We start from the raw sequence: 13,565 nt of genomic DNA, 5'->3' as shown, positions 1-13,565 counted from the left end.
AAAGTGATGACGGGAAAACAAAATCAAAACACCAATACACTCCATAAAACACCACATATCAGCATAGAGAAAAACTTAGTCGCTACATATTGTGCATTTTGGGTATTTAAATAATTGTGACGTATATTACGCTGATTGGTAAATAGCCATTTCTAAATCGTGTACCGCCTCAAGGTATTGCGGTTTCCCACCAAAGCCATTATTAATGATTTCTTTCATACTTCCGATTTCATTAAAAGGAGCGACTTTAAGTACAGTAATATTTTCGACTTCTGTAACGCCACCGTCAGCATACTTATCAAGAAGGTTGTTCAGTACCTGCTGGGCGGTATCACCATATTTAGTGAAGTAGTTACGCTTCTTCACGTTATCGGCGCGCTCTTTACGAGTTAAAGCAGGTTGATCGTAAACGACATGACAAATCATATCGAATGGGTCCATGTCTTTACCCACTTCGTCTTCTAGTGCTTCCCATAGAATACCTGCTTCGGCTAGCTCATCGATAATGGCTTGCTTGCGGTCAGATTCGTTCCAACGCTTGGTGAACTCATCTAAAGAGGAGAACTGTTTCACCATGGTTTTTCGGGTGTAGTCTTTAAATGACTCGGTTGCAAGCTTACCGTCTGAATCATAATATTGGACACGTTCAGCGAGCGCTTTTACTGGAACTCCATTCACATGGAATTTGCGAACTCGATTCTCATCATCCCAATCGTCTGCACCGCCTGTACTTTCAGGGGAGTTTCCAAAATCTTCGCCATAGGTAGCCTCTGGCTCTTGAATTGAATCAGGGTCAATGTCTTCATCACCGAACGGGTTATCAGCATCGACATCATCAACGCCGTCGATGATGTCATCTAAATCGTCTTCATCTTCGAACTGCTCTGGAGTCGTCACCTTCACGCGTTCAGGAGTTCCATCAAAGCGTTCATCAGCAAACAGTTCAGTCGCTTTTTTGAAATCTAAGATGGTGAACCAAAGCTTGCCGTAGCGATCATCAATACGAGTACCACGACCAATGATTTGTTTAAATTTGGTCATCGATTGAATACCTTGATCAAGCACCACTAGCTTACAGGTTTTTGCATCAACCCCTGTGCTCATCAGTTCAGAAGTAGTGGCTATTACTGGGTATTTTTTCTTGGGATTAATAAAGTTATCTAACTGAGCTTTACCAATTTCGTCATCACCCGTAATTTTCATTACGTATTTGTCGTTCTTCTTAACCTGTTCTGGGTTCAGGTTTACTAACGCACGGCGCATGCGATCTGCATGATCGATATCGTTACAGAACACGATGGTTTTTGCCATTGGATCGGTGCGTTTCAGATAGTTGGTGATGGTTTGTGCGACAAGCTCTGTACGCTCATCAATAACCATAGTGCGATCAAAATCTTTTTGGTTGTAGATTCGGTCTTCAATCACTTCGCCATTTTTGTCAGTTTGCCCTTTGGTTGGTCGCCAACCTTGAACATCCACATCAATATCGACACGAACGACCTTATAAGGGGCTAAGAAGCCATCCTCAATACCTTCTTTAAGAGAGTAGGTATAAATTGGGTCGCCAAAGTACTCGATGTTAGAAACTTCATCGGTCTCTTTTGGTGTTGCCGTTAAACCAACTTGAGTCGCACTGCTAAAGTATTCAAGAATTTCACGCCAAGCGCTGTCTTCTGAAGCACTTCCACGGTGGCACTCGTCAATGATGATTAAGTCAAAGAAGTTAGGGTCTACTTGCTTGTAGGCTTTTTGTTCTTCTTCTGGCCCAGTAAGCGCTTGATAAAGAGCTAGATGAACCTCAAAAGCAGGATCGACTTTGCGACCTGTAATCTTGGTCATTGCCGTACCAAAAGGCTGAAAGTCATTCGTTTTGGTTTGATCGACAAGAATATTTCTATCTGCTAAGAATAGAATTCGCTTCTTGGCTTTGGCTTTCCAAAGACGCCAAATGATCTGGAATGCTGTGTAGGTTTTACCGGTACCCGTCGCCATGACCAGTAAGGCTCTGTCTTGGCCAGCAGCAACGGCCTCTACTGTTTTATTGATAGCTTGAAGCTGGTAGTAACGCGGTGATTTACCGCTGCCATCATCATAGTAATCTTGGGTGATAATTGGCAGATGTTCTTCTTTATACCCTTTCCAAGCACAATACTTTTCCCACAACTGCTGAGGTGTTGGGAAATCCTCTAAACGAATTTCCGTTTCAAGTTGAGTTGGGTTGGTTTTATCGTGGAAAATAAAACCATCACCATTCGAAGCAAAAATAAATGGCACTTCAAGCAAGTTTGCATAGTCCATGCCTTGCTGCATACCTTTACCAACTTCATGTTTATTGGCTTTTGCTTCAACCACCGCAAGCGGCATACTCGGCTTATGATAAAGGACGATGTCAGCTGATTTTACTTTCTGACGAGCAGCAGCTTGGCCTCGAACAATCACTTTACCATCGCGCAGTTTCACTTCTTGGCGAATCTGAGTCATATCATCCCACCCTGCCTCTTTAATCGCAGGAAGTATGAATTTGGTAATGATGTCGGTTTCAGATAACTTGGCTTTATTAATACTGCTGACCATTCGGGTTACTCGTAGAGATACTCATTAGCCAATCAGTATATCGTAAAGCCAATATAAATCCGAGTGCGCATTATTCATGATGTGATTAAGTGAGATTGCGATAACTCTTTGTTTAAAAACACCTAAGCGTAGCTCTCTATAAACTTAGAAACCTGAGCAATTGGGGAAAATGAAACGTTCTTGGGTAAGAAAAATGTAAACTGCAGATAGCAAAAAGCCGCTCATTAAGAGCGGCTTTTTTAATGGGTGGAAGCCCCAGCCACATCCCGGCACACACGTCGCCTGCTGCGGCTGCTCCCTTCCAGGCCTGACCGAGTTCACAAGTTAGTGTTGCGGGAGGACCAGAGCCTCCATAGATTCTTTTTCTAAGAGGCTTGCCTCAAAGAGTGATTGGATTATTAAGCATCGCAGCAACCATTGCAAGCCCTTCCACCCTATTTTTGAACAATTGCGTTCTAAGTGCTTATCCTTTATTCAACCCATTCGTAAATCGCAGGTAAATTCGCCATTTACCTGCAGTTGAAAGGTTTGGTTACAGAAGAGCTAAATATCGATGTCTTCATTATCTTCGGTGCGAAGGATGTAGTCTGTCATCCAAGCGGTGCCCAACAAACATAACCACACCACAAAAACGGGACTAGGCACTTCGATACTTGGGGTTATCACCAAAGCCGCAAAACCGACTGTTGGCAATGTCCAACACAACAGCTTATTCCAACGGAAAGTTTTCAAGCGCGTCAGTGTTTCCATCGATGCCATGATACCCGTGACACACAAAGCAACCAAAGCGGCATAAGGTAAATCGGCCATCCATAATGGAAGTATTAAGCCTAATGACCACCAGCTGTGTCGACTGGCTGGTTTAAGATGATTTGCCGCCCACCAAATCACGATGATCGACAAGGTTTGCAGCGTGGTAACCCACGGAACGCCATCAAGCTTTCCTGCGGATTGCGTCACCATGATCCCGACTTGTAGCGTTGCGACGATCAAGCCAGAAATAATCACGACCGACAAACTGCTGCGTTTTGAAAAGACCACCATCAATAGTGGGAATAACACCCATACACTGACAGAGAGCGTGATGGGTTGCAAAGGAAGGGTTAGACCGTAAGTGGTCATGGCAGCAAGCAAAGCTAAACCTGCGATACCGCCCTGCGGTAGAATCCATAATGCAGGAATGACCATTGCAAGTACTGGGATATCTCCCTCACTTAAACTGATTGCTCTCGCGCAAACAACCGCTAATAATGTGGTGATCAAGAACTGAAACGTTGAAAATACCATAGCCCTCTCCTTCTACCGATCCGTGGTATTAATGAACTAGGAACATTTAGTATGGACCAATTTTTGCCCCAAATCTTTGCTGTGATTCACCAAATTCCATATGGGAAAGTAACAACTTATGGAGACATCGCACGTTTTTCAGGATTTCCGGGTTATGCGCGCCATGTGGGTAAAGCGCTGGGTAACCTACCAGAAGGAAGCAAACTGCCTTGGTATCGGGTGATCAATAGTAAAGGTGAGATCTCTTTGAAAGGGGATTCCTTTGATCGTCAGAAAAAGCATTTGCAAGAAGAAGGGATTGAAGTGAGTGACGCGGGAAAAGTTAAACTCAGAATATATAAATGGCAGCCCTAGAGCTGCCACTAATCGTCTATTCAACTGACTAAATTAAGCTTAATCAAGATGCCTTAACAGTGGCATCGATTTCGAATTAACGGACACCAACCAAACGTAGGTCTGCTTGTTGCGTGTTTTCTACGTCAGTAATCACTGACTTAATGGTGTCAGTAGTGAAACGTAATTTGCCGTCAACGTGAATCGTTGCGCGCATGTTGTAACGGTGGTTAGCTTTAATCTTGTTGTTGTCGTAGCTCAGCTCGAATGCAAACGGTACTTGCTTACCGTCTGTGGTGAACTCTTGAGTCGCGATAACGGTCGATGGTGCGTCAGCCAGTGAGATGTCTTCTAGCGTAACAGTCACTACTGCATTCTCTGGCAATGCAATTCTTTCACGGTAGCTTACTGTTCCTGAAATCACTTGAGTGTTCTCTGCAACCACTTCCTGAGAAGCACTGGTTTCTGATGTTGCTTGGCAACCCACAAGTAGGCCAAACGATACTAAAGACGTAATAAGAATTAGAGCCTTTTTCATATTCAATTTCTCTCAACATGTTTGCCGGACTCGGCAAATCTACTCACCAATTATAAGAGAGCTTTCATATTCTGTCTTGAAACCCTATGATTTATTGACAGATATCTGACTAAGCTGAATGATTAACACCATAATCTGACACCTATTTTACCAAGAGGCATGCTGGCGATGAGTCAACCTTTAAATGAATTACTCAATTTACTTCAGCTAGAGAAACTAGAGGAAGGCCTGTTCCGCGGGCAAAGTGAGAACCTAGGTCTGCCACAGGTATACGGCGGTCAAGTATTGGGGCAAGCGCTATCTGCGGCTCGTTACACTGTTCAAGACGACCGCAGTGTTCACTCGTTCCACAGTTACTTTCTATTTCCCGGCGACCCTGAAAAACCGATTATTTACGATGTTGAAAACCTAAGAGATGGACGCAGCTTTAGTACACGCCGTGTGAAAGCGATTCAAAATGGCCGCCCTATTTTCTATCTCACGGCTTCTTATCATGGTGATGCACCCGGCTTTGAACACCAGAACGAAATGCCAAACATCCCCGGGCCAGAAAATTTTGCATCTGAAACCGAGTTAGCGAGCCACATTGCGGAGTTCCTACCAGAGAAACTGCGTAAAACCTTCTGTGGTGAAAAGCCAATTGAGATGCGCCCTGTGACAATAGTGAACCCGCTTAACCCTAAGAAAGCCGACCCAAAACAATACCTTTGGGTGAGAGCAAATGGCGCGATGCCAGACAACCAATTGATTCACCAATACCTGCTTGCTTACGCATCGGATTGGGGGTTCTTGGTAACAGCACTTCACCCTCATGAAGTTTCTATCATGACGCCGAACTTCCAAGTGGCGACGATTGACCACTCAATCTGGTTCCACCGCCCATTCAAGATGGATGAATGGTTGCTTTATGCGATTGAAAGCCCAACGGCAGCGAACACTCGTGGCCTAGTGCGCGGCGAAATTTTTAATCAGAAAGGTGAGCTAGTAGCGACAGCAGTACAAGAAGGTGTGATGCGCTTTACTAAATAGCGATCAAATAAATAGCGATCAAGCGCTGTTTTAAAAGCCCCAAATATGTACGAGCAAACAAAAAGAGAGGCTAGGTTTAATACCTAGCCTCTCTTTTTTATAACACTAACGAAAATCCGTCACTTAAGAGTGACTAAAATCTATTCCGCTTCTAGCGTAGGCTCAAACTCGCTCTGTACTCGTGTTTTGATGCCATCTCCGGCATCTCGCAGAAGGTTAAATGGTGATAGCACCACACCTTTCACAGCGCCCTCTGCGGCGCCCTGAGCTAACTCTTTACTTTTATCTGCCAGCAAATTCGCTTGTACCAAAATACCCGGTACTTCCGCTCGTAGCATTTCAGATTCGGCAACAACAGTGGGGATAGTTTGTTCGCGGTAAGATTTACTTTCAGCGAGCATCGGTGGCATCACATCGACACGGTATCGTTTTAATTCAGTCAATGTTGGCGGGATGACATCGGTTCTTACCTGCCCGACTTCCGTTCGGACATTTTTAACTTCATCTAATATCGCAGGGATTTTATTATCGACCGATGAAACGGTTTGATTCACTTTTTCGACGGTCTTTCTAACGTCTTCAACGGTATCTAACACCTGAGGAGCAAGCTCATTAACATGTTCAGCAAACGCTAATAGCTCTTCTACTTTTAGCCCTTTGGTAAGACCGGATAAATCTTCGATCACCTGCGGATAAGTATCAACGATTTCACCGACTTTATTGGTAAACGAATAGATGGTGTAACCCAAATAAAAAATGGCAACGGCCAGCACCAATTGGATAGCAGTAGATACTTTTGCAAACATGAATATTCCTTTTCTTTATCGCAGAGGCGAGATCTAAACTGAGAATATATCTAAACTGAAACGATAGTTAACGTTTAGCTAGGTGCAGCTTATAGAGGCAATGCCGTTGTGTACTTCAATGGCTCCATCGCAAACGTCGAGGTCACATTAGAGATACCATCAATGCTATTCACCAAGCGCTTGTAGAAATCATCAAAGCACTTCATGTCTTTCACCTGAACCTTCATCATATAATCATATTCGCCAGCCATACGATAAAACTCCATCACTTCTGGAAATTCCGATACGGTGTTTACAAAACGACCATACCACTCATGAGAATGATCACTGGTTTTCACCAATACGAACGCGGTAAAAGCAAGTTCGAGCTTTTCAGGGTTCAATAACGCCACTTTTTTTTCAATAATGCCGTTTTCTTCGAGGCGTTTAAGCCTTTTCCAACAAGGTGTTGTGGTGAGATTGACCGCTTCTGAAATGTCGTTCAATGACAATGTGCTGTCTTCTTGTAACAGCCTTAATATTTTTTTATCTACGGCATCTATCACACTTTCACCAAATCGAATTTAAAGAGAATAATTTTCTACAATTTAAGCAAAACAAAGCAAATATGGCAAAGTTTTTCTCTCAAATTCTAGCTAAATTGGAAGCATACCAATTACAAAGAATTCCTACACTCGATCAGGAGAACGCTTATGTGCACTGACCATCAATGGATTAACAACGCGATTCGTAAAATTGAAGCGGACTACCAACGCTCAGCGGATACGCACCTTATCAAGCTCGATCTACCAAGTATCGAAGGCATTGATGTTTACCTTAAAGATGAAAGCACACACCCTACAGGCTCTTTGAAACACCGTTTAGCGCGTTCTCTATTCTTATACGCTATCTGTAACGGTTGGGTTGGCCCAGAAACAACGATCATTGAATCTTCATCAGGCAGTACTGCAGTATCTGAAGCGTACTTCGCTCGCCTACTTGGCCTGCCGTTTATTGCGGTAATGCCGAAATGCACAGCGAAGAAGAAGATTGAGCAGATTGAATTCTACGGCGGCCAAGCGCATCTTGTTGACCGCTCAGATGAAATTTACGATGAGTCTCGTCGTTTAGCAGAAGAACTGAATGGTCACTACATGGACCAATTTACCTACGCTGAGCGCGCAACCGACTGGCGTGGTAACAACAACATCGCGAACTCCATTTTCAATCAAATGCAGATGGAAGATCACCCAGTTCCAGCGTGGGTAGTAATGAGCCCAGGTACTGGCGGTACGTCTGCAACTATCGGCCGCTTCATTCGCTACCAACAGCATGAAACTAAGCTTTGTGTTGTCGACCCTGAGAACTCTGTATTCCACGAATACTTCCAAACAGGCAATGCGAACGTGAAAGGCAGTACATTCAGCAAGATTGAAGGCATTGGTCGCCCACGAGCAGAGCCAAGCTTCATTCCTGGTGTGGTTGACGAAATGCGTAAAATCCCAGACGCAGCAAGTATAGCAACGACACATTGGTTATCTGACATTCTTGGTCGCAAGGTTGGCGCATCAACCGGTACTAACATGTACGGCGTGCTTCAGCTAGCCAGTGAGATGAAAGCGCGTGGAGAAACAGGGGCTATCGTGACTTTGCTATGTGATAGCGGTGAACGTTACCTAGACACTTACTTCAATGACGAGTGGGTAAATCTGAATATCGGTGACCTACAACCTTATGCAGCGAAGCTAGAAGCTTTCTCGCAAACGGGTGAACTGGCTTAAGTTCATATAAACCGATAGTTCGAAATAGAAAAGAGCCCTTGATGGGCTCTTTTTTGGTTTATTCTATTCATCAATTTCTAGCGAGAACAAATTATTCTGGCTTCTGCTTCGCTTCAAACGCCGCTAGTTGCTCAGGTGTCGCTTTTGGTTGGTGATTTTGTTTCCACTCATCGTAAGTCATGCCATATACGCGCTCACGAGCGTCATCGATATCCAAGTCTAGGCCTTGTTGCTCAGCTTCCGCTTTATACCACTTGCTGAAACAGTTACGGCAGAAGCCCGCCAAGATCATAAGGTCGATGTTCTGCACATCCTTATTATTGTCTAAGTGTGCTAGCAGACGACGAAAGGTTGCTGCATCTAGCTTATCTTGTTCTTCTTGAGAAAGATCTTTGTATTTAAATTCAGCCACTTTACTTTCCTTTATTCGATTTATTGTACTAATTCATTGAGCTCTGTGTGTTATACAAAAAAAGCCTGCAATTCGCTAGGAGCAAACGCAGGCTTTTCAATATTGTTACACTATTCCGTGCTCATTAAGCGTACGTGTTCATTGGCCGTGCGTGTTCATCAACCGTGACTGCTTCTTCCCACGTTATCATGGCTGAGTTCTTTATTAAGCTCCGCTTCCACGTGACCCGGAGAGCGTGTTGAGCCGGAAATCAGTCGATACATCGCAGGGATTACGAACAGAGTAACCAAAGTTGCAAAGCCCATACCGAAGAAGATAACCGTACCCACTGCTACTCGGCTTTCATAGCCTGCGCCCGTTGAAGTAATCAATGGGATTGCACCGGCTAGTGTGGTGAACGCCGTCATCAAGATTGGACGTAAACGTCGAGCCGAAGCATCAATGATCGCCTTTTCAAACTCAATGCCACGGTCACGAAGTTGGTTAGCAAACTCTACGATCAAGATACCGTTTTTGGTTACCATACCGATCAACATAATCATACCAATCTGGCTGTATACGTTGAGACCTTGACTCATCAACACCAAGCCTAAGAAGCCACCAAAGATACCCATAGGTACGGTGAACATCACCACCAGCGGGTTGATGAAGCTCTCAAATTGCGCAGCCAATACCAAGTACGCGACCAACATCGCTAGCGCGAACACCACTAAGATACTCGATTGGTTTTCTTTAAAATCTTTAGACTCGCCTGAGTAGCTTACTGAAATATCACCCGGTAGCTGCTCAATCGCTTGTTCATCAAGGAAATCCAAAGCATCGCCCAGCGTGTAACCTTCCATTAGGTTCGCTTTGATGGTCACCGACTTCTGCTTGTTGTAGTGCGACAAACGAATCGAAGACGCTACTTCTTCAATATGCGTTAGAGTATCGAGTGTCACCAATTCACCAGACTGAGTTCGCATGTAGATTTGGCTTAAGTCATTCGCATTGTTAAAGCTGTTCTCATCGCCACGCAGGTAAACGTCGTACTCTTCACCACGTTCAACGAACGTCGTTTCACTCTTACCGCCCAGCATGATTTCTAATGTGTCTGAAATATCCGAAACACTCACACCTAGCTCGGCTGCACGTTGCTTATCTACGGTTACCAACAGCTCTGGTGTTTTCTCAGAGTAATCGATGTCCGCACCTTCCATCATTGGAGAGTCTTCAGCGGCTTGCTTTAACAGTTCGCCCCATTTCTGAAGCTCAGAGTAATCAGAGCCACCCAGTACAAATTGCACAGGCTCACTCGAACCACCACGGAAGCCTGGCATGAACGGGAACACACGCACATCAGGAATACCCGCTAAAGACTTACGCACCTCACCCAAGGCTTGTTGTGCTGTCTCTTCACGTTCGTCCCAATCTTCCAGGATCATGATAACGAAGCCCGTTTGGTCGCCCGCATTACCACCAAATGCTGGCGATTGAATGCTGAATGACTTTAAGAATCCTTGACCAAGCAGCGGCATTAGGCGTTCTTCAACGATGTCCATGTTGGCAGACATACGGTTGTAACTGGTTGCATCGGCACCACGAACAAACGCAAAGATAACACCACGGTCTTCTTGTGGCGTCAGTTGCGACGGCACTTGTTGCATCAAACCATAACTACCGCCCATACACGCAATAATGATAATTGGAGCTGCCCAACGCCAGTTTAGAGCACGGCGCAATACCGATTTGTATCCAGATTCTAACTTACCAAACACACGTTCAACAAATTGATTGAAGCGATTAGGTTTCACGTTCGCTTTTAAGATCTTGCTGCCCAGAACCGGCGTCAAGGTTAATGCTATGACAGATGAGAAGATCACCGACATCGCCAAAAGTACCGAGAACTCTGTAAACAGAAGGCCTACCATACCGTCCATAAACGAGATTGGTAGGAACACCATGACCAGTACTAGCGTGGTTGCGATTACCGCAAAGCCTACTTCACGTGTCCCTTTATAAGCCGCAAGCAATGGTGATTCACCACGTTCAATGTGGTGGAAAATATTCTCAACCACCACAATCGCATCATCGACCACCAAACCGATAGACAGGATAAGTGCCATCAAGGTGATGAGGTTGATAGAGAAGCCAAAGTAGTACGCTGCAATAAACGACGAGATTAGCGACACAGGAACCGTCACGGCTGGAATCAGCGTTGCACGCGCTTGGCCAATGAAGACGTAAAGCACGAGGATAACCAAACCACCCGTAATAAAGAGTGTGCTGTAAACCTCTGAGATCGAACGGTCGATAAAGACAGTGGAGTCATAGTCGACAGCCAAGCGAGTTCCGTCAGGCAAGAACTTTTGAATCGCTTCGACTTCTTTATGGACTAAGTCAGCCACCTCAAGTGGGTTGGCATCAGACTGAGGCACAATGCCCATACTGACGTTAACAACGCCGTCACTCTTAAAAGTCGAGTTCTCGTTTTCTGCGCCAATGTAAACATCCGCCACATCTTTCAAGTAGATAGGTGTGTTATCAGAGGCACGTTTCACCACTAGGTATTCGAAATCTTTGGCTTCAGTATATGAACGAGCAGTACGAACCGACATCACAATCGCATCGTTACGCACTTCGCCACCCGGGCTTTCAATGTTCTCGTTACGTAGGGCTTGTGTAATATCAGAGGCGGTAACACCACGACCCGCCATTAACGCGGGTTTCAGCTTCACGTACATGACTTTGTACAAACCGCCAGAAATATCCACCGAGCTCACACCAGAGATCAAACTAAAGCGGTCAATCAACACACGTTCGGTGTAGTCGGTTAACTGCGTTCGATCCATCTCAGTTGAGCTTAAATTGATGTAAACCGACGCTTCACCACTACCATTGTTTTTGTAAACAATCGGGTCATCGGCTTCATCTGGCAACGAACGCTGAGCACGCGCTACCGCATCACGCACATCACTGACACCGGTATTGAGGTCATAACCAAGTTCAAAGGTGATGGTGATTCGTGACGATCCGTTTCGTGTCGTAGATTCGATTTCATCGATCCCACTGATGCCGGATAACTGGTCTTCAAGGTTGGAGGTAATTTGGCTTTCAATGATGGTGGCAGATGCACCTTCATAACGAGTACTGATCGATACCACCGGGCTTTCAATATCGGGCATTTCACGAACTGCGAGCTTATTGAAAGAGACAATACCAAACACAACCAAAAGCAGGCTCAATACAACAGCCGCTACTGGTCTCTTCACAGAAACATCAGATAACAACATTAGTTAGCGCCTTCTTGTGCTGCTGTATTTTCTTCAAGTTTAGCTTTGTTGCCATCAAGATTAGCTGTATCGCCGTCAAGTTTAGCCGGGCGATTGACGGCAAGCTCTTGAACCAAAACACCGTCACGCATGTTCACGATACCTTGCACTACGATCTTCTGACCAATCTCGATACCTTTTTCGATCACGACTTCGTTATCAAGACGAGCCCCGAGGAATACTTCAGTACGAGTCGCTTTGTTATCTTCGCCAATAACATAAACGAAACGCTTAGTGCCTGAATACTCAAGCGCTTGAACTGGAATTATTGGGGCTTCTACTGGTGGGAAGTCCATATCAGCCGCCACTAACATGCCCGGTTTTAGGTAATCATTGTTGTTATCGAAGTGAATTCGGACTCGAAGGTTCAAAGTTTCGGCGTTAATGCGAGAATCAATACCCACCACAGTACCCGTGAACTGAGTATCGCCCCACGCACTGGTGCGAGCCGTTACTGTCATACCTTTAGACAGTTTAGAAAGGTAGCGCTCAGGAATCTGAAGATCTAACTGCATCACAGACAAGTCATCTAACGTCACGAGCTCTGTACCCGATGTCACCATTTTGCCGCGGCTAAAGTCGATAAAACCGACCGTACCAGAGAAAGGTGCACTGATATGTAGATCTTTCAGGTTGGCATTAGCGGCAGCTAGGCGAGCATTGGCGATCTCTACGTTAGTTTTCTGAGCGTCAATTTCAGTTTGAGTGATCGCGTTACGTTTCACTAGTCGTTGAAATTCTGCAAGCTTACGCTTTTCATCTTTTAAATATGCTTGTGCTTCTGCAACTGCTGCTTTTGCTTTGTCGTCATCGAGTTGAACCAACATCTGCCCTTTGGTGACATCTTGATTGGCTTTGATGTTAATAGAGTTCACTCTGCCAGCCACTTCAGAAGTGATCATTACAGATTGCTCGGCTTCTAACTTACCGACCAAAGAAAGAGACTGGCTAACTTGGTGAATATCAACTTGCTCGGTAACAACAGTGACCGTGCTAGGGCCCATACGTTTCGCTAGTGCGGCTGGAGACGCCATAATGATAGACAAGCTAAGCAGGGTTAAAACAGATTTATGCTTCATAATAATGGTCTGCAAGTGAGATTTAATATCTATAAATGAAATTAACCGTATTCTATCAACTGATGAATGCTGTAACGTCAAGAAGTGTAAATCTAAGTTAAATTCAATTGACGTTTCATGACGAATGACACGAACCAAACACGATACAGAAAGCTAATTACCTCAAGGTGTTACCTATCAGTACGTAAATCTTAATACAGATGTTCACTTCACGAGCAATATGCGTACTTTTCGCCATCTTTGCCCAAAAAGGCAGCATTTAACACAAAACCATAAGAAAAACCCTTTACAGGTTTAACGTGTTTGCTATGATGCGCTCCGCACTTGAGAGATGCGTTGGGAAAAACATCTCTTTAGCCTATCCATTATGAGTTAGGAAAAACACCCTGGAGGGGTTCCCGAGTGGCCAAAGGGAGCAGACTGTAAATCTGCCGGC

11 protein-coding genes and 1 other RNA gene are annotated in these 13,565 nt (G+C 44.8%); 3 read left to right on the top strand and 9 right to left on the bottom strand.

Annotated features, from left to right (window positions below):
- Window positions 1-126: 126 nt before the first annotated feature.
- From hsdR to ACED25_RS07450, 3 genes are all read right to left on the bottom strand, one after another.
- Window positions 127-2,574: an EcoAI/FtnUII family type I restriction enzme subunit R gene (gene hsdR / locus ACED25_RS07460; RefSeq protein ID WP_371695001.1), complete on the bottom strand. Its 2,448-nt coding sequence runs from the start codon at window positions 2,572-2,574 to the stop codon at window positions 127-129.
- Window positions 2,575-2,824: 250 nt separating this feature from the next.
- An RNA gene (gene ffs / locus ACED25_RS07455) (signal recognition particle sRNA small type) lies at window positions 2,825-2,921 on the bottom strand.
- 196 nt (window positions 2,922-3,117) lie between these two features.
- Window positions 3,118-3,861 (bottom strand): hypothetical protein, encoded by a 744-nt coding sequence (locus ACED25_RS07450; protein ID WP_009847251.1) that lies wholly within the window; start codon window positions 3,859-3,861, stop codon window positions 3,118-3,120.
- 51 nt (window positions 3,862-3,912) lie between these two features.
- Between ACED25_RS07450 and ACED25_RS07445 the strand changes: the two genes are divergently transcribed.
- Window positions 3,913-4,215 carry an MGMT family protein gene (locus ACED25_RS07445; RefSeq protein WP_009847252.1) on the top strand — a complete coding sequence of 101 codons (303 nt, stop codon included), beginning with the start codon at window positions 3,913-3,915 and terminating at the stop codon, window positions 4,213-4,215.
- 76 nt (window positions 4,216-4,291) lie between these two features.
- On the opposite strand, the gene ACED25_RS07440 is transcribed toward ACED25_RS07445, so the two are convergent.
- Window positions 4,292-4,732, bottom strand: coding sequence for a YbaY family lipoprotein (locus tag ACED25_RS07440; protein WP_009847253.1), 441 nt, complete (start codon window positions 4,730-4,732; stop codon window positions 4,292-4,294).
- Between the two features lie 168 nt (window positions 4,733-4,900).
- On the opposite strand from ACED25_RS07440, the gene tesB reads away from it, so the two are divergent.
- Window positions 4,901-5,761, top strand: a complete 861-nt coding sequence (gene tesB, locus ACED25_RS07435; protein ID WP_012604483.1) for an acyl-CoA thioesterase II — start codon at window positions 4,901-4,903, stop codon at window positions 5,759-5,761.
- A gap of 140 nt (window positions 5,762-5,901) precedes the next feature.
- Here the strand turns inward: tesB and ACED25_RS07430 are convergent, their stop codons facing one another.
- A complete protein-coding gene (locus ACED25_RS07430) occupies window positions 5,902-6,567 on the bottom strand; it encodes a hypothetical protein (protein ID WP_371695000.1) in 666 nt (221 codons plus the stop codon).
- A gap of 89 nt (window positions 6,568-6,656) precedes the next feature.
- The gene (locus ACED25_RS07425) at window positions 6,657-7,112 is read right to left on the bottom strand and encodes an Lrp/AsnC family transcriptional regulator (RefSeq protein ID WP_009847256.1); all 456 of its coding nucleotides are present in this window, start codon (window positions 7,110-7,112) and stop codon (window positions 6,657-6,659) included.
- A gap of 147 nt (window positions 7,113-7,259) precedes the next feature.
- Here ACED25_RS07425 and ACED25_RS07420 point away from each other — a divergent pair, with 147 nt between their 5' ends.
- Window positions 7,260-8,327 (top strand): PLP-dependent cysteine synthase family protein, encoded by a 1,068-nt coding sequence (locus ACED25_RS07420; protein ID WP_371694999.1) that lies wholly within the window; start codon window positions 7,260-7,262, stop codon window positions 8,325-8,327.
- 91 nt (window positions 8,328-8,418) lie between these two features.
- Here the strand turns inward: ACED25_RS07420 and ACED25_RS07415 are convergent, their stop codons facing one another.
- The 3 genes from ACED25_RS07415 to ACED25_RS07405 form a co-directional block, all read right to left on the bottom strand.
- Window positions 8,419-8,739 (bottom strand): DUF1244 domain-containing protein, encoded by a 321-nt coding sequence (locus tag ACED25_RS07415; RefSeq protein WP_004736423.1) that lies wholly within the window; start codon window positions 8,737-8,739, stop codon window positions 8,419-8,421.
- A gap of 158 nt (window positions 8,740-8,897) precedes the next feature.
- Window positions 8,898-12,011 (bottom strand): vibriobactin export RND transporter permease subunit VexH, encoded by a 3,114-nt coding sequence (gene vexH / locus ACED25_RS07410; RefSeq protein ID WP_371694998.1) that lies wholly within the window; start codon window positions 12,009-12,011, stop codon window positions 8,898-8,900.
- Window positions 12,011-13,129 carry an efflux RND transporter periplasmic adaptor subunit gene (locus tag ACED25_RS07405; RefSeq protein WP_371694997.1) on the bottom strand — a complete coding sequence of 373 codons (1,119 nt, stop codon included), beginning with the start codon at window positions 13,127-13,129 and terminating at the stop codon, window positions 12,011-12,013. The genes vexH and ACED25_RS07405 overlap by 1 nt, the downstream gene beginning before the upstream one ends.
- Window positions 13,130-13,565 lie beyond the last annotated feature (436 nt).

Source organism: Vibrio sp. 1F263 (assembly GCF_041439035.1).
Classification (GTDB): domain Bacteria; phylum Pseudomonadota; class Gammaproteobacteria; order Enterobacterales; family Vibrionaceae; genus Vibrio; species Vibrio tasmaniensis_A.
Note: the sequence above shows the minus strand (reverse complement) of the source record. Positions and strands in the feature narration are given on the sequence as shown.